This window comes from Actinophytocola sp., assembly GCF_035942955.1.
Taxonomy (GTDB): domain Bacteria; phylum Actinomycetota; class Actinomycetes; order Mycobacteriales; family Pseudonocardiaceae; genus DASYTH01.
Map to the genome: position 1 here is coordinate 1 of NZ_DASZCQ010000211.1, position 21067 is coordinate 21067.

Genomic DNA, 21067 nt, shown 5'->3' on the forward strand with positions numbered 1-21067 from the left:
GGTCCGGCACGGGCGGCTCGGCGGGCGGGTCCGGCGGCGCGGCGGCGCCCGTGGAGATGGTCACCGTGAACGGAGTCCCGTCCGCCGGCAGCCGGTGCAGGCCGAGCACCACGTGCCAGGCGCCGGCCTCCAGCTCGCCGGGACGGTAGCCGGGCGTCGCGGCCTCCGCGGTGATCACGAACCGCCGCCGGGCCGCGCCCGACCAGCCGCGCCAGCCCGCGGGTCCCGCGCAGCCGAGGTCGATCACCGCGCCGCCGGCGGGGTCGTACTCCAGCTCGACGGTCAGCGCCGGACAGCCCGCGGGCAGCTCGAACGGCAACCGCGGCCAGCTGTCGCGGGCCCGGTCCGCCCTGGTCCACCGGCCGCGATGGACGATCGTCGCGGTCACCCGGGCGATCCTGCCACCGGACGCTCCGCGCGCGGTGCCCGGCGCGGCTACTGCCGCGATCGGCGGGGGAACGGGGTAGCGTGCGAACCGTGGATCCGATAGACGCCCGGCTGCTCGGGTTGGTGGCCGAGCTGGGAAGGGCAGCGGTGCACGAGGTCGCCGCGCGGTTGGGCATGGACCCGCGCGAGGTGGCGTCGCGCCTGGTCGCGCTGTCGGCGTCCGGGCTGCCGCTGCTGGTCGGCGTCGAGTGCGATCCCAACGGCCTGCGCGCCGCGCTGGCCAGGGTGAACGTCGCGCAGCCGTACGGCGTCCCGAGCGGGGGCTTCGCGCCGCCGGTCCAGGGGCCGCCGTACCCGGGCTACCAGCCGGGGCCGTCCGGCCCGCATCCGGTGCACGGCGCGCCGAGCGGCCCGTACCCGCCGAGCCCGCCGAGCAACCCGTTCCCGGTGCAGACCGGCCCGCCGAGCAACCCGTTCCCCGCCGCGCCGGCCCCGATGAGCACCTGGGGCCCGCCGCAGAGCTCGTCCTGGGCCAGGGGCGACCGGCAGGCGCCGCCCGCCCGGCCGGTTCAGCCGTCGCCGCAGGACCGCACCCAACCGACCGTCCGAACCGACCGTCCAAACGGGAGCGATTCGCGCACCGGCAAGGTCGGCGCCACCCTGCTCACCGAGGGCCTCGAGGGCGAGCGGCTGGCAATCCAGCTCATCGAGGTGGTCGACCCCGCCGACTACCTGTTCACCGCCGCCGGCTACCGCCTCCAGGAAGGCGAGCGCTCCATCGTCGTGCACACCGAGCTCACCAACCGCGGCGGCGTCCCGTTCCAGACGCTGCCCGACCTCTACCTCGTGCTCGTCACCGCCGACGGCCGCACCATCTCCAAGGCCCCGGTCTCCCTGTCCTCCCGCCCACCCCACCGCATCGGCGTCGCCCCCGGCGAGACCGCCGGCGGCCACACGGTGTACGTCGTGCCGGAGTCGACCGAGGTGACCTCGGTGCGCTGGAGCCCGCGCCCCGACGAGGAGTCCCGCACGCTCACCTGGAGCGTCGCCGACGGTTAGCCCTCGGCGCGCAGAATCTCAAGCGCGGCGCGGAGATCGTCGGGGTACTCGCTGACGAACTCCACCCGGCGGCCGTCGGAGGGGTGGTGGAAGGCGAGCGAGCGGGCGTGCAGCCACTGGCGGGTCAGGCCGAGGCGGCGGGCAAGGGTGGGGTCGGCGCCGTAGGTGAGGTCGCCGACGCAGGGGTGGTGCAGGGCGGCGAAGTGGACGCGGATCTGGTGGGTGCGGCCGGTCTCCAGCCGAATGTCCACAAGGGACGCTCCGCGGAAGGCCTCGATGACCTCGTAGTGGGTGACGCTCGGCCGGCCGCCGGCGATCACGGCGAACTTGTAGTCGTGCCGGGGGTGCCGGTCGATCGGGGCGTCGATGGTGCCCACGGACGGATCGGGGTGGCCCTGCACGAGGGCGTGGTAGCCCTTGTCCACGGTGCGCTCCTTGAAGGCGCGCTTGAGCACCGTGTAGGCGTGCTCGCTCTTGGCCACCACCATGACGCCGGTGGTGCCGACGTCGAGGCGGTGCACCACGCCCTGGCGCTCGGCCGCGCCCGAGGTGGAGATCCGGATGCCGGCGGCGGCCAGCCCGCCGATCACGGTGGGGCCGGTCCAGCCGGGGCTGGGATGTGCCGCCACCCCAACGGGTTTGTCCACGACCACGATGTCGTCGTCCTGGTGCAGCACGATCAGCCCCTCGACGGGCACCGGCACCACCTGGACGGGGGACGCCGGGGCCGGCAGGGACACCTCGAGCAGCACCCCGGCGACCAGCCGGTCGGACTTGCCGGCGACCCGCCCGTCCAACCGCACCTCGCCGGACTCCGCCAGCTCCGCCACCGCGGTGCGGGACAGGCCGAGCAGCTTGGCCAGCCCGGCGTCGACCCGCATGCCGTCCAGCCCCTCCGGCACCGGCAGCGCCCGCACGTCACTCATGCCAGCACCTCGCAAGCTCGGTGCTGGTGACCCTGCCGCCTCGTCCCTCGGCGGCAGGGCGGTATCCGATGGTTCGCTCCGCAAGCTCCGCTCACGGCGCCTCGACCTCTGCGGCCGGCTTCCGCGTGGAGCGGCCGTCGTAGTCCCGGCCGAGCAGGGCCAGCAGCACGATCAGGGCGCCGCCGCAGGAGATCGCCGAGTCGGCCACGTTGAACACCGGGAACGCGTCGCCGTTGGGGGCGAACACCGAGACGAAGTCGACCACGTGACCGCGCAGCGGGCCGGGGGCGCGGAAGATCCGGTCGGACAGGTTGCCGAGCGCCCCGGCCAGCACCAGGCCCAGCCCGATCGCCCAGCCGATCGAGCGCAGGCGCGGCAGGATCCAGATGATGCCGAGCACCACGGAGATCGCGATCAGGCTGAGCACCCAGGTCATGCCGGTGGCCATGGAGAACGCGGCGCCCGGGTTGCGGACCAGCTGCAGGTACACGAATCCGCCCAGCAGCCGCACCGGCGGCTCACCCTCCAGCGCGGCCACCACGGCGATCTTGGTGAGCACGTCGGCGGTCAGCACCACCGAAGCGACCAGCACCAGCAGCAGCCCCCGCCGGGGTGGACGCGGGTCGGCCGCGGGCTCGGTCTCCGGAGTGCTCATCCGCCCATTGTCCATGGCCACGAGGCAACGGGACGCGGGGCTCGCGCATCCGTAGAGCCATGGGGATCACCAGACGCCGGGTGCTGGTCGGCGGGCTCGGCCTGGCCGGCGCCGCGGCGGCGGCCGGCGCCGGCATGATCACCGACGTCCTGCCCGGCGGCCCGCCGCTGCGCCGGGCACTCGGGATCACCGGACCGGACGGCACGGTGCCGGACGTCCCGCCGGGGCCGGTGACCGTCGAGCGGATCCACTCGCCGGCGCGCGGCCGGGACGTCGACCTGATCACCATGCACCCACCGGGAAGCACGGCCGCGCTGCCGGTCTGCCTTGCCCTGCACGGTCGCGGCGGCACCGCCCGCAGTTTTCTCGACCTCGGGCTCCCCCGGTTCCTGGCCGCCGCGGTCCGCGCCGGTGTGCCGCCCTTCGCGATCACCGCCGTCGACTGCGGCGACAACTACTTCGTGCCGCGCGACGGCGACGACCCGCTCCGCATGCTGGTCGGGGAGATCCCCGGCCCGCCGCGAGCCGCCTTCGGCCTGTCCATGGGCGGCTACGGCGCCCTCAACCTCGCCCGCCACAGACCGCTGAAAGCCGTCGGCGTCGCCAGCCCCGCGCTGTTCCGGGACTGGCCGGAAGCCCGCTCCCGCAACGCCTTCACCGACGAGCGGCAGTGGCGGGACAGCGAGCCGCTGCGCCACGTCGACGAGCTGGCCGGCACCCCGCTCGGCATCTGGTGCGGCACCGAGGACCCGTTCGTCGACGCCGCCCGCCACCTGATCGCCACGGCCCACCCCCAGGTCGCCGCGATCTCCCGCGGCGCCCACGACAACGGCTACTGGCTCCGAGTCCTGCCCGAAGTGCTCCACTTCGTCGGCACCCGGCTCAGCCCGCCGTGAGAACGGCGGCAACGGACGCGGGTCCGGATCGGGCGTCGACGAGCCGGCCGGCACCCCGCTCGGCGTCAGGTGCGGCACGTCCGGGATCGCGGTTCCCGGCCCGGTGTGTTTCGCCTTCCGGGAGGTGCGTTCTGTGTTGGTGTAGCCGTGTGTCGTGTTGCGGTGGCCCGGCCGTGCCGGAGCCCTGTGTCTGCCTAGGCAGGGTCGGGGCATGGTGGCGGGGAGCCAGGGCGATCTTGGCGACTTTGCCGGAGCCCTGCCCGCGGGGGCAGGGGGTCGGGCCCACACCGTCAGCCGGCGGTGAGGAACGGCGGCAGCGGGCGCGGGTCGGGGTCGGGTGTCCAGCGGCCGTCGATGAGCCGGTAGTTCCAGCCCGCGCCGTCGGCGACCACCGAGCGCAGCGCCGCGACGAGACGATCGACGTGCTCGACGGTGCTGCCGAGGCCGAGGCTGGCCCGCAGGGCCCGCTGCTGGGTCGACCCGGCGCGGTCGAGTAGCCGGCGGGTGGCGATGTGCGCGCAGAACAGGCCGTCGCGCACGCCGATGCCGTGCTCGGCGGACAGCACGGCGGCCAGCCGGCCGGGATCCTGCCCGGTCACGGTGAAGCTGGCCACGCTAACCCGGTCGTTGTCGGGTCCGAACAGGCTCAGCCCGGTATACCCGGGCACCGTGGCCAGGCCGGTGCGCAGCCGGTCGAGCAGCAGCCGCTCGTGGGTCATGATCGGCTCCCAGCCGTGCCGGTCGAGCGTCTCGCATGCCACGGCCAGCGCGTGCACGCCGACGACGTTGGGCGAGCCGGCCTCGTGCCGCTCCGGCACCGCCGACCAGGACACGCCGAGCCGGTCGCCCCAGTCGACCACCTGCCTGGTCGCGCCGCCGCCGGACAGGTACGGCTCGGCCGCCTGCAGCCAGTCCGCCCGCCCGACCAGCGCGCCGGCCCCGAACGGCGCGTACAGCTTGTGCCCGGACAGCGCCACGTAGTCCACGTCCAGCGCCCGCGCGTCGACCGGCCGGTGCGGGGCGAGCTGCGCGGCGTCCAGCGCGATCCGGGCGCCGTGCCGCCGGGCCACCTCGGCCAGCCTGGTCACCGGCCACACCTCGCCGGTCACGTTGGACGCGCCGGTGATCACGACCAGCCGCGGGCCGGTCGGGCAGCCGCGCAGCGCGTCCTCCAGCGCGACCACGGCGTCGCCTGGCCGCTCGGGCGTCGGGATCCGGCGCACGTTGGGTCCCCGCCATGGCAGCAGCGCCGCGTGGTGCTCGGTGTCGAACAGCACCACCGACGTGCCCCGCGGCAGGCAGCGGGCCAGCAGGTTCAGCGCGTCGGTGGTGTTGCGGGTGAACACCACCGTGTCGCCGCGGTGCGCCCCGACGAAGGCGCGCAGCGTGTCCCGGGCCTGCTCGTAGACCCGGGTGGACACCCGCGAGGCGAACCCCGCGCCGCGGTGCACGCTGGCGTACCACGGCAGCAGCTCGTTGACCGCGTCCTGCACCGCCTCGAGGCACGGCGCGCTGGCCGCGTGGTCGAGGTTGGCGTACGGCACGCGCCGGCCGTCCACCAGCGGCACGGTCAGCCGCGCCGACGTGACGGCGGGCAGCGCGGGGTGCGCGTCGGCACAGCGGGGCTCGACGACGTGGGCCAGGGTCATGGCACGACCTCCGATGGGTCGGGACCCAGGGAGGGTCCGCGCTTGCCCGCTCCGCACCTCGCGGAGGGCCAGGTCCTCACCCGGGGCACCCCACCGCGGTTGGAGGGTTGCCGGCCAGCGAGCCGGGGCTTCGCGCTGGCGCTCATGACCTTGCTGTGCAGGCTATCCGATCGAGCGTCCATCCATCGAATCCGGCCCGGATCGTGGGACGCTCGGGCCTGGCTAGAGCGGGCTCAGTTACCGGTCTCGCCCCTCCACCGGGCGTACCGGCCGGCCCGGTCCACCGCGCGGATGCGGCGCTCGGCGGCGGCGCGGGCCTGCGCGGTGGCGACGACGAGCAGCTCGTCGCCCTCCTGCAGGCGGGTGGTGGCGCCGGGGGTGAAGCCGTGGCCGTTGCGGGCGATCAGGCTGATCGTGGCGCCGGTCGGCAGGCGCAGCTCGGCGAGGTACACGCCGTGCAGCTTGGAGCCCGTCGGGATGCGCACCTGCAGCAGCTCGGCGCCCAACTCGTCCAGCGGGGCGGCGTCGACCTGCAGCTCCACCGACTCTGCGCCGGCGGTCAGGCCGAGCCGGCGGGCCAGCAGCTGCAGCGTGGTGCCCTGCACCAGGGTCATGACGATCACCAGCACGAACACCGCGTCCACCAGCTGCCGCGCCCCGTCGACCCCCTCGGTGAGCGGGATGAGCGCAAGCACGATCGGCACCGCGCCGCGCAACCCGGCCCAGGACAGGAATCCCTGCTCGCGCAGCGGCATCCGGAACGGCCCGGCCGACGCGAGCACCGAAAGCGGGCGGGCGAGCAGGGTCAGCACGGCGGCGGCGACCAGTCCCGGCACGATCGCGTCGAGCAGCCGGGACGGCGACGAGAACAGTCCTAAGAGGACGAACAGGCCGATCTGGGCGAGCCAGCCGAATCCCTCGGCGAACGACAGCGTGTCCGCCCGGTGCGGCAGCCGCGAGTTGCCGAGCATCAGCGCGGCGACGTAGGTGGCCAGCAGCCCGGACGCGTGCGCGAGCTGGCCGCAGGCGAAGGCCGCCACGCAGACCGCGACCGTCGCCAGCGGGTACAGGCCGGTGGCCGGGAGCGCGGCCCGGCGCAGGGCGAGGCCGCCGAACCAGCCGAACACCAGCCCGATGAGCGCGCCGGCGATCAGCTCGTAGCCGACCACGAACGGCAGTGTCCACTCCAGAGCGCTGCCGGACGCGAGCAGCACCACGGCGATATAGCACGGCGCGTCGTTGAGGCCGGACTCCAGCTCGAGCGCACCGACGAGGCGCTTGCCGACGCCGATCCCGCGCAGCACGCTGAACACCGCCGCGGCGTCGGTCGGTGCCAGCACCGCGCCCCACAGGAAGGCCAGCCGCCAGTTGAAGTCGAAGATCAGGTGCAGCGCGGTCGCGGTGATCCCGATGCTGACCCCGACGGCCACAATGGACAGTGCGATGCCGGGGCCGAGCGCGGGTCGCACGTCCGACCACCGGGTGGTGAGGCCGCCCTCGGTGAGGATCAGCACGAGGGCGGCGAGGCCGAGCGCCTGGGTCAGCGGCGCGTTGTCGAACTGGATGCCGAGCCCGGCCTCCCCGAGGCCGACGCCGATCGCGAGGTACAGCAGCAGCGAGGGCAGGCCGACCCGCACCGACAGCCGCACCGCGACAACGGCCAGCAGGATCACCGCCGCGCCGATGCCGAGCACGATCGTCAGCTCGGCCACCCCACCTCCCGAGTGCTCGTTGTGAAGGCGTCATTGTCGCAGCTCACGTCCCGTCGAGCAGTCGAGCGAGGATCGACTCGGCGTCCGGCGGGGCGGGGTCGAGCTCGATGAGCTTGTCCCGGCCGCGTTCCCCGCGCACGATCGCCACCTGCCGCCGGCGCACCCCGAAGGCCTCGGCCAGCGCGCGCCGGACCGCCTCGTTGGCCTTGCCCGCCACCGCGGGCGCGGCGACCGCGACGATCAGCGCGCCGCCCGACCAGCGCCCGCCCACCGCGGTCCGGGACGCCCCCGGCCGCACCCGCACGGCGAACCGCACGCTCACTGCCGTCACCTCGCAAGCTCGGTGATGGCCGGCCCGCCGCCTCGTCCCTCGGCAGCGGGACAGTATTCGTCGTTCGCTCCGCAAGCTCCGCCAAGCCCGCGTCTTCTCGTTCCTCCAAGACGCAGGAGCATCGAATGGTTCGCTCCGCAAGCTCCGCTCATGCCGGCGGCGCCGTCATGGTCCGCACGGCGTCGTCGAGCTGGGCCCGGCGCGCCGGGGAGGTGCGCGGCAGCACCTCGGGCGCGCCGCGGACCAGCTGCGCCTGGCCGAGGTAGAGCGAATGCGCGAGCACCGCCCGGCGCCGCGCCTGTGCCGGGGTGAAGCCGAGTTGCCCGAACAGCCTCGCCAGGTAGCTCAGCCGCCGCTCGGTTACCCGGCGCAGCGCGGCGGCGACCAGCGGCTCGTCGGCCGACGCCAGCAGGGCCAGCTCCACGTGGTCGGGCCGCGCGGCGTCCAGCACGGCGCCGAGCAACCGGCGCAGCCGTTCCACCGGCGGCGGCCGGTCCGCCTCCACCAGCTCGGCCAGGGCGCCGGCGTGCTCGGTCTCCCAGCGCCGCAACGTGGCCTCGAGCAACGCCTCCCGGTTGGGGAAATGCCAGTAGGCACTGCCTTTCGTGGCCCCCACCCGCGCCGCGAGCGGCTCGATCGCCACCGCCGGGACCCCGCCCTCGGCGAGCGCGGCGAGCGCGGCCGCCGTCCAGTCGTTCTTGCTCAGCCGGGGCACGCCCATACGCTACCGTATGGAATCAGTCGGCGAGGTCGCCGAGCAGCACCCGCAACCGGGCGCCGGCCACCCGGCGGACGGGGGCGCTGACCGCGGGGTCGGTCCCGTCGACCACCCTCGGGTTGGCCAGGCTCATGGTGCGCCCGCGCCGGATCACCTCACCCCCGCCCACGGCAAGGACGTTGCGGACCCAGTCGGTGCGCTCGCCGTAGAACAGCACCACCTCGAGCCGGTCACCGGACCGCCACGCCAGCACCGGGTTGCGGTACTCGGCGCCCGACTTCCGTCCCTTGTGGACAATCAGGGCCCACGGCGGCAGGTAGGGCGCCCACACCCCCTGCACCCGGTTGGTGACCCGCTTGTTGAACCGCGCCAACCTTCGCGACAGCACCATGGGTTACATTCTGGCGACCTCGACCCGGACCGGCACGCCGTCGCCCACCGTTCCCTCGAACCCCGCGGATCCGACGGAGCCGTACGCGACCGAGTCGGCCAGCGTCTCCCCGGCAAGGAACGCCTCGTGCGCGCGGGCGGCGGCGACCACGTCGTCGGGTGCGGACACGGTGAGCGCGATCCGGTCCGACACGTCGAGGCCGGCCTCGCGGCGGGCCTGCTGCACCACGCGGATCAGGTCCCTGGCCACGCCCTCGGCGGCCAGCTCGGGGGTCACGTCGGTGTCCAGCACCACGAGGCCGGAGCCGCCGGGCAGCTCGGTGGTGGCCCCGCGATCGGTGGCGACAAGGCGCCGCTCGTACTCGCCGGGCAGCAGCTCGATGCCGGCCGCGCTCACCGTGTCGCCGCTCGTCGTCCACTCCCCCGCCTTGACCGCTCTGATCACCTTCTGCACGTCGGCGCCCAGCCGGGGGCCGGCCGCACGGGCGTTCACCGCCAGCTCGACATGGCCGTACTCGGCCACGTCCGTGGTCAGCTCGACCGCCTTGACGTTCACCTCGTCGGAGATCAGCGCGACGAACGGCTCGAGCACCGGGGCGTCGGCGGCCGCGACGACCAGGCGCGCCAGCGGCAGCCGGACCCGCAGGCGGGCGGTCTTGCGCAGTGACAGCGCGGCCGAGCACACCTGGCGCACCCGGTCCATGGCGGCCACCAGCGCGTCGTCGGCGGGCAGGTCGGCGGCCGCCGGCCAGTCCGCAAGGTGCACCGACCGCTCGCCGGTCAGCCCGCGCCACACGGTCTCGGTGGTCAGCGGCAGCAGCGGCGCGGCGACCCGGGAGACGACCTCGAGCACGGTGTGCAGGGTGTCGATCGCGTCGACCTCCCCGGCCCAGAACCGGTCCCTGGACCGCCGGACGTACCAGTTGGTCAGCACCTCCAGGTACTCCCGGACGGTCTGGCACGCGCCGGACACGTCGTAGGCGTCCAGCGCCGCGGTCACCGACGCCACCAGGTCGTGCGTCTTGGCCAGGATGTAGCGGTCGAGCACGTGCCGCGAGTCGGTGCGCCAGGTGCCCGTCACCCCCTCGGCATTCGCGTACAGGGCAAGGAAGTACCAGCTGTTCCACAGCGGCAGCACGGCCTGGCGCACGGCGTCGCGGATGCCGCGCTCGGTCACCACGAGGTCGCCGCCGCGCAGGATCGGCGAGGCCATCAGGAACCAGCGCATGGCGTCCGAGCCGTCCCGGTCGAACACCTCGTTGACGTCCGGGTAGTTCTGCCGCGACTTGGACATCTTCTGCCCGTCGTCGCCGAGCACGATCCCGTGCGCGATGCAGTTGCGGAACGCCGGCCGGTCGAACAGCGCGGTGGCCAGCACGTGCATCGTGTAGAACCAGCCGCGGGTCTGGCCGTTGTACTCGACGATGAAGTCGCCCGGGTAGTGGTGCTCGAACCAGTCGGCGTTCTCGAACGGGTAATGCACCTGGGCGAACGACATCGAGCCCGACTCGAACCAGCAGTCCAGCACGTCCTTGACCCGGCGCATGGTCGACCTGCCGGTCGGGTCGTCCGGGTTCGGCCGGGTCAGCTCGTCGACGTACGGCCGGTGCAGATCCGTCGGCCGGACACCGAAATCGCGCTCCAGCTCGTCGAGCGAGCCGTACACGTCGACGCGCGGGTAGTTCGGATCGTCGGAGACCCACACCGGGATCGGCGAGCCCCAGAACCGGTTGCGGGAGATGGACCAGTCCCTTGCGTTCTCCAGCCACTTGCCGAACTGGCCGTCCCGGATGTGCTGGGGCACCCAGTTGATCTGCTTGTTCAGCTCGACCATCCGGTCCCGGAACCGGGTCACCGCGACGAACCAGGACGACACCGCGCGCTGGATCAGCGGGTTGTTGCACCGCCAGCAGTGCGGGTAGGCGTGGTCGTAGGTCTCGTGCCGCAGCACCCGGCCGGCCTTCTTCAGGTCGGCGATGATCTGCCCGTTGGCGTCGAAGACGTGCATGCCTTCGTACGGCGGCACTTCCGGGCCGAACCGGCCCGTGCTGTCGACCGGCGTGGCCGGGGTGATCCCGGCCGCGTCGGTGACGACCTTGTCCTCCTCGCCGTAGGCCGGCGCGATGTGCACGATCCCGGTGCCGTCCTCGGTGGTCACGTAGTCGGCGGCGAGGATCTGGTGGGCGTTCTCGGTGCCGACGAAGAAGTCGAACGGCGGCGTGTACCGCCGGCCCAGCAGGTCACTTCCCTTGTACCGGGCCACGATCGGCGGGTCCTCGCCCAGCTCCCTTGCGTAGGCGGCGACCCGGGCCTCGGCAAGCAGGTACCGCTCCCCGCCGGCCTGCACCACCACGTAGTCGACGTCGGGGTGCACGGCCATGGCCAGGTTGCTCGGCAACGTCCACGGGGTGGTCGTCCACACCAGCGCCAGCTCGCCGGTCTCCAGCCGCAGCCCGACGGTGATCGCCGGGTCCTGCCGGTCGAGGTAGACGTCGTCCATCTTGGTCTCGGTGCTGGACAGCGGCGTCTCGCAGCGCCAGCAGTACCACAGCACGCGGAAGCCCTCGTAGATCAAACCCTTGTCCCACAAGGATTTGAACGCCCACATGACGCTTTCCATGTAGTCGAGGTCGAGCGTCTTGTAGTCGTTGTCGAAGTCCACCCACCTGGCCTGCCGGGTGACGTAGTCGCGCCAGGCGCCGGTGTAGCGCAGCACCGAGGTGCGGCAGGCCTCGTTGAACTCCGCGACCCCCATCTCCTCGATCTCGTCCTTGGTCTTGATGCCGAGCTGCGTCTCGGCCTCGACCTCCGCCGGCAGGCCGTGGGTGTCCCAGCCGAACCGGCGCTCGACGTGCCTGCCGCGCATGGTCTGGTAGCGCGGCACGAGATCCTTGACGTAGCCGGTGAGCAGGTGGCCGTAGTGCGGCAGGCCGTTGGCGAACGGCGGGCCGTCGTAGAACACGAACTCGTTGGCGCCGTTCTCGCCGGCCGGCCGGGCGTCCACTGTGGCCTGGAAGGTCTTGTCCCGCGCCCAGTAGTCCAGCACCTTCTCCTCGAGAGCCGGGAAGGACGGCTGCGCGGGCACTGTGCTGTCTCTGAAATCAGCAGCTTCGTGGGATGCCTTGGGGTACGCCATCGGTGGTACTCCTCGCGGGTCGATCGTGCCGATCCACGCGGGGACGAAGCGCGTCCGCGCTCCGCGGTACCACCCCGCTTGCCGCCGCTGCGCCGCGGCGACCACTCGATGTCGGCTGTGACGGGCCGTCCCGTCCGGTTCTACTGAGGCTGGCGCCCGTTCTTCCGGAGGCTCCCCGGTGATGGCCGGATCGATGCCTGTCCTTCAACGATAGCCGCCGCGGGCAACCGGTTACTGCGTGGCCCCCCGGCCGGCGCGGTGCCTGGCGGCGAGCACGGCGTCCGGGCCGCACCGGGCGCACGGGGTGAAGCCCAGCTCGCGGGCCTCGGAGACGGGCAGCGGGATCGTCTGCTTGCCGGACAGCCAGGTGCACTGGGCCAGGTGGTAGCGGGGGTGCTCGTCGACGACCTTGACCTCGTCGGCCAGGTCGGAGATCACCAGCAGGTCGGTGGCGTCGGTCGTCTCCTCGCCCGGCTCCTCGTCCCCGATGTGATCAACGGCGGCGGGTTCCTCGGCCGGCGGCTCGGCCCGGTGCTCCTCGGCCGGCGGCACGGGTTCCGGCTCGTCCTCGATCACCACCGGCTCCACCTCGCGCGGCGCCGAGGTCGCGGCCACCCGCCGGCGGCCGCGCAGCCAGTCGTACACCAGCAGCCCGGCGGCGACCACGCTGATGCCTACGGAGACCCAGGCCCATATCGTGTTGGCCGTGGCCAGGGCGGCGATCAGCAGCACGAAGGCCGCGATCACCAGGATCAGGACGAGATAGAGCATCAAGAACCCGATCGATGGTCAGCGCTCGAATCGGGGGGTCCGGGGGGCGAAGCCCCGCCGGCAGGGGGTCTGGGGGCTTGGCCCCCGGAAGGCACTAGCCGAGGGTCTCCGGCGAGCGCTTTCCGCGAGCACGGCTCAGCCATCACCCTCGGTTACCCGGCTTCGGCGGCCCGCGGGCCGAAGGCGTAGCCCTGCTGGCCGGCTCGTCCGCCGCCGTCGCCGGACGCGGACGGGGCCGCCGATCCGCGATCACCGAGCTCGCGCAGGCTGGACTCGAGGAAGGTCTTCAGGCGGGTGCGGTACTCGCGCTCGAACGTGCGCAGCTCGTCGATCTTCTTCTCCAGCGAGGTGCGCTCGGCCTGGACCGCGCCGAGGACCTCGTTGTGCTGCCGCTGCGCGTCGCGCTCCAGCGCCGCGGCCTTCTCCCTGGCCTGGCGTTCGAGCGTCTCGGACCGGGTGCGGGCGTCGTTGAGCATGGTCTCGGCCCTGGTGCGGGACTCGTTGACCATGGCGTCGGCCTTCGCGCGGGCCTCGGACAGCAGCTGCTCGGACTTGGTGCGCGCCTCGGCGAGCATGCTGTCGGCCTCGGACTTGGCCTCGCCGGTGAGCCGGTCGGCCATCTCCTGGGCGAGCCCGAGCACCTTGGCGGCCTGCACGTGGTGGTCGCCGCCCGCGCCGGGGGAGGTCTGCTCCATCGCGCTGGGCGGCGGCACCGGTGTCAGGCGGCGCGGCTCCTCCGGGCGGGGTGGGTGGGGTGCGCCCATGCGGGCGTCGTCGATCTCGGCTCGAGCGGACTCGAGCTGGGAGTCGAGCTGCTCGATCTGCTGACGCAGGTCGTTGTTCTCCTCGATCAGCCGGGACAGCTCGACTTCGACCAGGTCAAGGAACGCGTCCACCTCGTCCTCGTTGTAGCCCCGCTTGCCGATGGGAGGCTTGCTGAACGCGACATTATGAACGTCAGCGGGGGTCAACGACATCAGATCACCTCACGCACTCCGTGGCTGCCTGGTCACCCAAGTCCCCGTCACCCGGGATACGCCAGCCGCATTGCGATGAACACGACCAGCAGCAGCACCATAATCGATAGGTCCAGCCCTACGCCTCCGATCCGCACCATCGGGATCACCCGACGGACCAGTCGGACCGGAGGATCGGTCACTGTGTAGATGCTCTCCAGCGCGACCGCAACTCCGCCCGCCGGGCGCCACTCCCTCGCGAACGCGCGAACGAGCTCCACCACCACGCGGGCCGTCAGCAGCAGCCAGAACGCGAACAACACCCAGTACAAGGCAAGCCGCACCGGTTCCACATGTCAACTCTGCCATCACTCAGCTTCGGGTGAACAACCCACCCTCGGCTATCCGCCGCTTGTCCTCCGCCGATGGGTCGACGTTGGGCGGTGAGATCAAGAACACCTTGTTGGTGACCTTGTCGATCGAACCCCGGAGAGCAAACGCCAGTCCGGCCGCGAAGTCAACCAGACGCTTGGCGTCGGCGTCATCCATCTCGGTGAGGTTCATGATCACCGGATTGCCGTCGCGGTAGTGCTCGCCGATCGCCCTGGCCTCGTTGTAGCTGGTCGGGTGGAGGGTGACGATCCGACCGAGCGGGTAGCTGGTGGGGGTGGACGCGATCGGGTTGTCCCGGGGCTCGGTGCGCAACCTGGTCACCGGCTCCCTCCTGGTCTCCATGGCGAGCGCGCCGTGCACCGGGGCGGGCGGGGTCTCCGCCGTCCAGGTGGGGCGGGGCCGGGCGCGGTTGGCCGGCTCGTAGTCGGCGTTCCGGACGTCGAGCTCGGGCTCGGCGTCCTGCCGGCCGAACAGGCGGCGGCGGGTGGGGGCGGGGTAGGGCTCGTAGTCGTCTTCGGCGAGGTAGGCCGGGCGATGGCCGTACCCGCGGTCATAGTCGTCGACGGCGTCGTAGTCATCGAAGTCGTCCGCCGGGACCATGCCGAAGTAGGCCTTCAGCTTCTGCAGCGTGCCCATTTCGACCTGCCTCGCACTCCCGTCGATACTGTCTGTCAAGGGGAGGCTAGCCCGCGGGCGCCGAGCAGCGCGGTTCCGACACGCACGCAGGTCGACCCGTGTGCGACGGCTTGCTCCAGATCACCGGTCATGCCGGCGGAGATTTCGGTCGCTTGTGGATGATCGTGACGCAGCCGATCCGCCGCTCTGGCAAGGCGTTCGAAGGCCGCGTCGGGACTCATCGTGAGCGGCGCGACCGCCATGATCCCCCGCAACCGCAGTTCACCTGATCGAGCTACCCCATCGGCCAGCCCCGGTAGCTCCTCCATCGGACACCCACCCCGCTCCGGATCCCCGTCGATGCTCACCTGCACCAACACGTCCAGCGGCTCCCCCCGCTCCCCCGCCGCCCGCGCCGCCCCCATCGCCCGCTCCAACGCCCGCGCCAACCGCACCGAGTCGACGGACTGCACCTCCGCCGCCCACCGCACCACCGACCGCGCCTTGTTCCGCTGCAACCGGCCGACCATATGCCACCTGACCTGCACATCCGGTCGCAGTGCCGTCAGCTCCCCGGCCTTGCGACCGCCCTCCTGCTCCCGATTCTCCGCAAGCTCGAGCACCCCCAGATCGGTCAGCAGCGCCGCGTCGCTGGCCGGAAACGTCTTCGTCACCGCAAGCAGCCGAATCCCCGCCGGATCCCGCCCCACCGCCCTGGCCGCCGCGTCGATCCGCTCCCGCACCCCCGCCAGCGCCGCGGACAGTTCGCCGAGCCGCCCCCGCTCCGCGATCATCGGCCCCCATCCCGATCAACCCACGTCAGCGCCGCCAATCGCCCAGTGGTCTTGTTTCTGCGGTGACTGAACAGCGTCTCGTCCTCCACCGTGCACCGTGGATCGATCCCGATCCGCGCCACCCCCGCGTCCGCCAGCTGCCGCCACAACCCCGCCCGCAGATCCAACCCCGCCGTCCCCTTCCGCGTGCGGCACGCGCTCCCCGGCAGGTGCTTCTCGACATCGGCCTGCATCGTCGCCGGCACCTCATAACATTCGCCACACACCGCCGGCCCCAGCAGCACCTCGACCCGGCCGATGTCCGCCCCCGCCTCCCGCATTGCCCCCAACGCCGCCGGCACCACCCCGACCCGGGCCCCCACCCGCCCGGCATGCACCGCCCCCACCACGCCCGCGTCCGGATCGGCGAGCAACACGGGCACACAATCCGCCACCAACGCCACCAACGCGAGCCCCGGCACCGCCGTCACCAACGCGTCGGTGACCGGCACCGCCCCCTCCCGCGGCCCCTCCACGATCACCGCGTTGCGCCCATGCACCTGCTCCATCCACACCAGACGATCAGGCGCCAACCCCAACTCGTCCGCCAGCCGCTTCCGGTTCGCCGCCACCGCCTCCGGATCATCCCCCACCCCCGCCCCCAGGTTGAACGAGTCAAACGGCGGCCTCGACACCCCGCCCGCCCGGGTAGTCACCACTCGTCGAATGCGCACAGCCCCCATCTTCCCGCCCCCACCACCGACGCACGAAGCAGTGTGCCCCCGACGTTTCCACCCCGGCCCCTACACGAACCCGCCACACACCTTCGCGCAGCCCACCCGATACCCGCAGACCCTGCGCAGGAACCGCCACTCGCCAAGCAACCCAGCCCCCACCAAACCCGGGCATCCCCAACCCCGCCGAAACCGGCGCCCGCCAACGCAGCCCAACCCCCACCAAACCCGGCCGCCCCCCACCCGGCCCTACCTCACCCCTACCGCCGCATAAAAGGCGGAACATCCACCTCATCATCCGGATCATCAACCACCGGCATCGCCCGGCTCGGCAGGCTCCCCGGCGTGCCGCTGCGCTGCCCCGGCACCCCATGATTGTTCGCCGGCGGCGGAGTCGACGCCCTGGGCGGCGCCGGCGGCTGCACCGGGGGCGCCGGCGGCGGGGTCTGCACCGGCGGCACGGGACGCTGCGGCTGCTGCACCTGCCCCGCCGATCCCGACGCGACCGGGCCGCGGGAGCTGACCATCGTGGGGTCGAGCTTCTTGTGTGTCGGCGTGCCGCTGTCGAAGCCGGCCGCGATGACGGTGACCCGCACCTCGTCGCCGAGCGAGTCGTCGATCACCGTGCCGAAGATGATGTTGGCCTCGGGGTGGGCGGACTCCTGCACCAGCGAGGCGGCCTCGTTGATCTCGAACAGGCCGAGGTCCGACCCGCCGGCGATGGCCAGCAGCACGCCGTGCGCGCCGTCCATGGATGCCTCGAGCAGCGGGGAGTTGATCGCCTTCTGCGCGGCCTGCACGCTTCGGCCCTCGCCGCGCGCGGAGCCGATGCCCATCAGCGCGCTGCCCGCGCCCGACATCACGCTCTTGACGTCGGCGAAGTCGAGGTTGATCAGACCGGGGGTGGTGATCAGGTCGGTGATGCCCTGGACACCGGACAGCAGCACCTCGTCCGCGGAGCGGAAGGCGTCCATGAGCGAGACGCCGATGTCGCCGAGCTGCAGCAGCCGGTCGTTGGGGATGACGATCAGCGTGTCGCATTCGTTGCGCAGGTTGGTGATGCCCTCGTCGGCCTGCTTGGCGCGCCGCTTGCCCTCGAACGAGAACGGCCGGGTGACCACGCCGATGGTCAGCGCGCCGAGCTTGCGGGCGATGGACGCGACGACGGGCGCGCCGCCGGTGCCGGTGCCGCCGCCCTCACCGGCGGTGACGAACACCATGTCGGCGCCCTTGAGGACCTCCTCGATCTCCTCGCGGTGGTCCTCGGCCGCCCTGTGCCCGACCTCGGGGTTGGCCCCGGCGCCGAGGCCCCTGGTCAGCTCGCGCCCGATGTCGAGCTTGACGTCGGCGTCGGACATCAGCAGCGCCTGCGCGTCGGTGTTCACCGCGATGAACTCGACACCCTTGAGGCCGACCTCGATCATCCGGTTGACGGCGTTGACCCCACCGCCGCCGATGCCGACGACTTTGATCACCGCCAGGTAGTTGTGCGGGGGTGTCATCGCCCTTCGCCTTCCTGATCGAGGCCTTGCGTCCGATCAAGCGCGGGCGGCAAACTCTGAACCTCTACAAGAGGTCGAGAGTTATGTCAACCCGAGCCGTCGTTCAGGACGGTAGGCATCCCGCCAGCCTCGATCCAGCCGCCACGCCGTGTGACGGGGTTGAATTCAGGACACCGTCGGGAAGTCCGGTGTGGTGACGTCGTACACCGTGCCGGGGCGGGTCAGCAGCGGAGCCAGGACGGCGGCCTTGCGCTCGGACTCGTCGGCGCCGCCCCAGCGGACGGTGCGGCCGTCGGCGAGGGCCAGCTCGACGCTGCCGGCGGTGCGCGCGCTGACCTTCACCACCTGGGCGCGCAGCTGTTGCGGGATGACGCCGAGCACGGTGACCGCCGCCCTGGTCGCCGGGTCGTCGGGGCGGACCGTGGACACGGCCAGCTCGGGCAGGCTTCCCGGGTTCGCCTTGGCCACCTCGTAGTCCAGGCCGGTGGCGTCCACCAGGTGCACCCCGTCGCCGGCGGAGACCACGGCCACCGGGCCGCGCTCGACGACGACGATCTCCACGGTGCTCGGGAACGAGCGGGACACCTCGACGGAGAACACCTTCGGCAGCGCGGCCACCCGGTCGCGGACCTCGTCGGTGTCCAGCCGCGCAAGGGGCGTGCCCGGCTCGATCGCGGCGGCGGCGCGCACCGTGTCGGCCGGGATGGTGCGCGTCCCGGACACGTCCACCGAATGGACGCCGAACAGCGACGTGAACAGCACCGCGTAGGTGAGGCCGGTGACCGCCGCCAGCACGGCGACGGCGATCCATCGCCGGCGGACGTAGCGGCGGCGGCTCGGGCGGTGCTCGGGCTCCGGCTCCCGTTCCGCCACGGGCATCCTGCGGCGGACCCGGCCCCGGACGGCGCCGGTCATCGGCGGTCCAGCTCGGCCAGGATCTCCGGCCCGAGCATCGTCACGTCGCCCGCGCCCATGGTGAGCACCAGGTCTCCCTCGTCGACGAGGCCGGTCACCAGCGCCGGCACCCGCTCGAAGGACGGCTCGTAGTGCACCCGCGCCTCCGGCAGCGGCACCGCGCTGGCGATCAGCGCACCGGTGACGCCGGGCTCCGGCTCCTCCCGGGCGCCGAACACGTCGAGCACCACGACCTCGTCGGCGAGGGCGAGCGCCGCACCGAACCGGTCGGCGAACAGCCTGGTCCGGGAGTACAGGTGCGGCTGGAAGACCACCACGAGCCGGCCGTTGCCCAGCGTCGGCCGCACCGCCCTGAGCTGTGAGTCTACTTCGGACGGATGGTGCGCGTAGTCGTCGTACACCCGCACGCCGGCCGACCGGCCCTTGAACTCGAACCGCCTGCGCACCCCGCCGAACGTCGCGATTCCCTCCAGCAGCCCGGAAAGCGGAGCGCCGAGCTCGAGCCCGGCGAGCAGCGCGCCGATCGCGTTGCTGGCCATGTGCTCCCCCGGCACCGCGACCCGCAGCTCGATCTCCTTGCCGTCCAACGAAATCCGGGCCACCCCGCCGCCGTCGTCCGGCCGGTGGGACAGCAACCGGACGTCCGAAGTGGACCGACCGTACCGCCGCACCCGGATGCCCGCGGCCTCGGCCCGGTCGGCCAGCGCGGCGGCTCCTGGATCGTCCACACCGGCCACCAGCAGCCCACCCGGCTCGATCCGCTTGAGGAACTGGTCGAACACCGACACGTACGCCTCGACCGTGCCGTGATGATCGAGGTGGTCGGCCTCCACATTGGTCACCACGGCGACCCACGGGGAGAAGGCCAGGAACGACCCGTCGCTCTCGTCGGCCTCGGCCACGAACAGCTCGCCGGTGCCCTGGTGGGCGTTGGCGCCGGACTCGTTGAGGTCGCCGCCGATGGCGAAGGACGGGTCGAGCCGGCACTGCTGCAGCGCCACGGTCAGCATCGAGGTGGTGGACGTCTTGCCGTGCGTGCCGGCCACGCAGGCCACCCGGTACCCGGCCATCAGCTCGGCAAGCGCCGCCGACCGGTGCAGCACGGTCAGCCCGCGGCGGCGGGCCTCGGCCAGCTCGGGGTTGGTCTCCTTGATCGCCGTCGACACCACCACCGCCGTCGGGCCGCCGTCGAGCAGGTCGAGGTTCTCCGCGGCCTGCCCGACCGCGATCCGCGCGCCCTGCATGCGCAGCGCGTCCACCGCCCGCGAGGGCTTGGCGTCCGAGCCGGACACCTGCTTGCCGCGGGCGAGCAGAATCCGGGCGATGCCGCTCATCCCGGCGCCGCCGATGCCCACCAGGTGCGCGCGCTCGAATTGAGCACTGCGGCGCGGAGCGCCACGATGAGTGGGCGGGGGCGGGGCAGAGGATGGTACGTCAGCGGCCATGGGCGACCTCGAGCACGATCCGGGCCAGCTCGTCGGCCGCCTCGCGGTGCCCGGTGGCCCGCGCGGCGCCGCTCATCGCCGCCAGGCGCTCGGTGTCGAGCAGCAGCGGGATGACCAGCTCGCGGACGGTTTTCGGGCTCAGCTCCTCGTCCGGCACCAGCACCGCCCCGCCGGCGTCGACCACCGGCCGGGCGTTGAGCGCCTGCTCGCCGTTGCCGTGCGGCAGCGGGACGAACACCGCGGGCAGGCCGACCGCGGACACCTCGGCGACAGTCATCGCGCCGCTGCGGCACAGCGTGGCGTCGGCCGCGGCGTAGGCCAGGTCCATCCGCTCGATGTAGGGCACCGCGACGTACTTCGGCTTGCCCGGAACCTCTTGCACCACAAGGGTGTTCTTCGGCCCGTGGGCGTGCAGCACGCCGATCCCGGCGTCCGCGAGATCACGTGCGGCCGCCGACACCGCGGCGTTGATCGAGCGCGCCCCCTGGGAGCCGCCGGTGACCAGCAGCGTCGGCGCGTCCGGATCGAGGCCGAAGTGCTCGCGGGCCTCGGCGCGCAGCTTCGCCCGGTCCAGCTCGAGGATCGACGGGCGCAGCGGGATGCCGATCACGTCGGCCCCGGCCAGCCCGGAGTCGGGCACCGCGGCCAGCACCCGCTCGGCCAGCCGGGCGCCGATCTTGTTGGCCACCCCGGCGCGCGCGTTGGACTCGTGCACCACGATCGGCAGCCGGCCGCGCGCGGCGAGGTAGGCCGGCATCGCGACGTAACCGCCGAAGCCGACCACCACGTCGGCGCCCACCCGGTCGAGCACCTCGCGGGTGATCTTCACCGCGGACCGCACCTTCAGCGGCAGCCGCAGCAGGTCGAGATTCGGCTTGCGGGGCAACGGAACCGGCGGGATCAGCTCCAGCGGGTACCCCCGGGCCGGGACGATCGTCTTCTCCAGCCCACGCTCGGTGCCCAGCGCCACCACCCTGGCGTCCGGACGCAGCCGGCGCACCGCGTCCGCCAGCGCCAGCGCCGGCTCGATGTGTCCGGCCGTGCCACCCCCGGCGACGACGACACACGGGCTTCGACGACTCGGCTCGGTCAATGTTCCTCCGC

General features: G+C 72.8%; 20 protein-coding genes, 1 pseudogene and 1 riboswitch. Of the genes and pseudogenes, 2 read left to right on the plus strand and 19 right to left on the minus strand.

The window, feature by feature from the left end:
• Nucleotides 1–388 (minus strand): annotated as a pseudogene (locus VGX25_RS21440) (hypothetical protein); the annotation flags it as partial.
• An 80-nt stretch (nt 389–468) separates the two neighbouring features.
• Between VGX25_RS21440 and VGX25_RS21445 the strand changes: the two are divergent.
• A complete protein-coding gene (locus VGX25_RS21445; RefSeq protein ID WP_326919645.1) occupies nt 469–1446 on the plus strand; it encodes an AsnC family protein in 978 nt (325 codons plus the stop codon).
• On the opposite strand, the gene VGX25_RS21450 is transcribed toward VGX25_RS21445, so the two are convergent.
• Both VGX25_RS21450 and lspA read right to left on the minus strand, forming a co-directional pair.
• Nucleotides 1443–2372, minus strand: a complete 930-nt coding sequence (locus tag VGX25_RS21450) for an RluA family pseudouridine synthase (protein ID WP_326919646.1) — start codon at nt 2370–2372, stop codon at nt 1443–1445. The two genes, VGX25_RS21445 and VGX25_RS21450, sit on opposite strands and share 4 nt — an antisense overlap.
• Nucleotides 2373–2463: 91 nt before the next feature.
• Complete coding sequence (gene lspA / locus VGX25_RS21455; protein ID WP_326919647.1) at nt 2464–3027, minus strand: signal peptidase II; 564 nt, start codon at nt 3025–3027, stop codon at nt 2464–2466.
• Nucleotides 3028–3086: 59 nt separating this feature from the next.
• Between lspA and VGX25_RS21460 the strand changes: the two genes are divergently transcribed.
• Nucleotides 3087–3923, plus strand: a complete 837-nt coding sequence (locus VGX25_RS21460; protein WP_326919648.1) for an alpha/beta hydrolase — start codon at nt 3087–3089, stop codon at nt 3921–3923.
• A 290-nt stretch (nt 3924–4213) separates the two neighbouring features.
• On the opposite strand, the gene VGX25_RS21465 is transcribed toward VGX25_RS21460, so the two are convergent.
• The 16 genes from VGX25_RS21465 to murG form a co-directional block, all read right to left on the minus strand.
• Nucleotides 4214–5572, minus strand: coding sequence for an aminotransferase class V-fold PLP-dependent enzyme (locus tag VGX25_RS21465; protein ID WP_326919649.1), 1359 nt, complete (start codon nt 5570–5572; stop codon nt 4214–4216).
• A gap of 33 nt (nt 5573–5605) precedes the next feature.
• Nucleotides 5606–5722, minus strand: a riboswitch (SAM riboswitch).
• 83 nt (nt 5723–5805) lie between these two features.
• Nucleotides 5806–7284, minus strand: a complete 1479-nt coding sequence (locus VGX25_RS21470; RefSeq protein WP_326919650.1) for a potassium/proton antiporter — start codon at nt 7282–7284, stop codon at nt 5806–5808.
• 43 nt (nt 7285–7327) lie between these two features.
• Complete coding sequence (locus VGX25_RS21475) at nt 7328–7606, minus strand: DUF167 domain-containing protein (RefSeq protein WP_414635901.1); 279 nt, start codon at nt 7604–7606, stop codon at nt 7328–7330.
• 157 nt (nt 7607–7763) lie between these two features.
• Entirely contained in the window at nt 7764–8330 is a 567-nt protein-coding gene (locus VGX25_RS21480) for a TetR/AcrR family transcriptional regulator (protein ID WP_326919651.1), read from the minus strand.
• A 22-nt stretch (nt 8331–8352) separates the two neighbouring features.
• On the minus strand, nt 8353–8724 hold the full coding sequence (locus tag VGX25_RS21485) for a nitroreductase family deazaflavin-dependent oxidoreductase (RefSeq protein ID WP_326919652.1): 372 nt from the start codon (nt 8722–8724) through the stop codon (nt 8353–8355).
• 3 nt (nt 8725–8727) lie between these two features.
• A complete protein-coding gene (gene ileS / locus VGX25_RS21490) occupies nt 8728–11859 on the minus strand; it encodes an isoleucine--tRNA ligase (RefSeq protein ID WP_326919653.1) in 3132 nt (1043 codons plus the stop codon).
• A 231-nt stretch (nt 11860–12090) separates the two neighbouring features.
• The gene (locus VGX25_RS21495) at nt 12091–12630 is read right to left on the minus strand and encodes a hypothetical protein (RefSeq protein WP_326919654.1); all 540 of its coding nucleotides are present in this window, start codon (nt 12628–12630) and stop codon (nt 12091–12093) included.
• Nucleotides 12631–12782: 152 nt separating this feature from the next.
• The gene (locus tag VGX25_RS21500) at nt 12783–13607 is read right to left on the minus strand and encodes a DivIVA domain-containing protein (RefSeq protein WP_326919655.1); all 825 of its coding nucleotides are present in this window, start codon (nt 13605–13607) and stop codon (nt 12783–12785) included.
• A 47-nt stretch (nt 13608–13654) separates the two neighbouring features.
• Nucleotides 13655–13939, minus strand: coding sequence for a YggT family protein (locus tag VGX25_RS21505; RefSeq protein ID WP_326919656.1), 285 nt, complete (start codon nt 13937–13939; stop codon nt 13655–13657).
• A gap of 19 nt (nt 13940–13958) precedes the next feature.
• Nucleotides 13959–14615, minus strand: coding sequence for a cell division protein SepF (locus VGX25_RS21510; RefSeq protein WP_326919657.1), 657 nt, complete (start codon nt 14613–14615; stop codon nt 13959–13961).
• Between the two features lie 35 nt (nt 14616–14650).
• Nucleotides 14651–15388: a YggS family pyridoxal phosphate-dependent enzyme gene (locus VGX25_RS21515; RefSeq protein WP_326919658.1), complete on the minus strand. Its 738-nt coding sequence runs from the start codon at nt 15386–15388 to the stop codon at nt 14651–14653.
• Nucleotides 15385–16101 (minus strand): peptidoglycan editing factor PgeF, encoded by a 717-nt coding sequence (pgeF, locus tag VGX25_RS21520; RefSeq protein WP_326919683.1) that lies wholly within the window; start codon nt 16099–16101, stop codon nt 15385–15387. Before pgeF ends, VGX25_RS21515 begins: the two co-directional genes overlap by 4 nt.
• A gap of 260 nt (nt 16102–16361) precedes the next feature.
• The gene (gene ftsZ / locus VGX25_RS21525; protein WP_326919659.1) at nt 16362–17603 is read right to left on the minus strand and encodes a cell division protein FtsZ; all 1242 of its coding nucleotides are present in this window, start codon (nt 17601–17603) and stop codon (nt 16362–16364) included.
• Between the two features lie 165 nt (nt 17604–17768).
• Nucleotides 17769–18518 carry a cell division protein FtsQ/DivIB gene (locus VGX25_RS21530; RefSeq protein WP_326919660.1) on the minus strand — a complete coding sequence of 250 codons (750 nt, stop codon included), beginning with the start codon at nt 18516–18518 and terminating at the stop codon, nt 17769–17771.
• A complete protein-coding gene (murC, locus tag VGX25_RS21535; RefSeq protein WP_414635903.1) occupies nt 18515–19963 on the minus strand; it encodes a UDP-N-acetylmuramate--L-alanine ligase in 1449 nt (482 codons plus the stop codon). Before murC ends, VGX25_RS21530 begins: the two co-directional genes overlap by 4 nt.
• On the minus strand, nt 19953–21056 hold the full coding sequence (murG, locus tag VGX25_RS21540) for an undecaprenyldiphospho-muramoylpentapeptide beta-N-acetylglucosaminyltransferase (protein WP_326919661.1): 1104 nt from the start codon (nt 21054–21056) through the stop codon (nt 19953–19955). The genes murC and murG overlap by 11 nt, the downstream gene beginning before the upstream one ends.
• Nucleotides 21057–21067 lie beyond the last annotated feature (11 nt).

Bases quoted from the DNA above. Each gene is read 5' to 3' on its own strand.
- VGX25_RS21450 (WP_326919646.1), bottom strand. From the start codon at position 2,372: ATGAGTGACGTGCGGGCGCTGCCGGTGCCGGAGGGGCTGGACGGCATG.
- lspA (WP_326919647.1), bottom strand. From the start codon at position 3,027: ATGAGCACTCCGGAGACCGAGCCCGCGGCCGACCCGCGTCCACCCCGG.
- VGX25_RS21460 (WP_326919648.1), top strand. From the start codon at position 3,087: ATGGGGATCACCAGACGCCGGGTGCTGGTCGGCGGGCTCGGCCTGGCC.
- VGX25_RS21465 (WP_326919649.1), bottom strand. From the start codon at position 5,572: ATGACCCTGGCCCACGTCGTCGAGCCCCGCTGTGCCGACGCGCACCCC.
- VGX25_RS21485 (WP_326919652.1), bottom strand. From the start codon at position 8,724: ATGGTGCTGTCGCGAAGGTTGGCGCGGTTCAACAAGCGGGTCACCAAC.
- ileS (WP_326919653.1), bottom strand. From the start codon at position 11,859: ATGGCGTACCCCAAGGCATCCCACGAAGCTGCTGATTTCAGAGACAGC.
- VGX25_RS21495 (WP_326919654.1), bottom strand. From the start codon at position 12,630: ATGCTCTATCTCGTCCTGATCCTGGTGATCGCGGCCTTCGTGCTGCTG.
- VGX25_RS21500 (WP_326919655.1), bottom strand. From the start codon at position 13,607: ATGTCGTTGACCCCCGCTGACGTTCATAATGTCGCGTTCAGCAAGCCT.
- VGX25_RS21510 (WP_326919657.1), bottom strand. From the start codon at position 14,615: ATGGGCACGCTGCAGAAGCTGAAGGCCTACTTCGGCATGGTCCCGGCG.
- VGX25_RS21515 (WP_326919658.1), bottom strand. From the start codon at position 15,388: ATGATCGCGGAGCGGGGGCGGCTCGGCGAACTGTCCGCGGCGCTGGCG.
- ftsZ (WP_326919659.1), bottom strand. From the start codon at position 17,603: ATGACACCCCCGCACAACTACCTGGCGGTGATCAAAGTCGTCGGCATC.
- VGX25_RS21530 (WP_326919660.1), bottom strand. From the start codon at position 18,518: ATGACCGGCGCCGTCCGGGGCCGGGTCCGCCGCAGGATGCCCGTGGCG.
- murC (WP_414635903.1), bottom strand. From the start codon at position 19,963: ATGGCCGCTGACGTACCATCCTCTGCCCCGCCCCCGCCCACTCATCGT.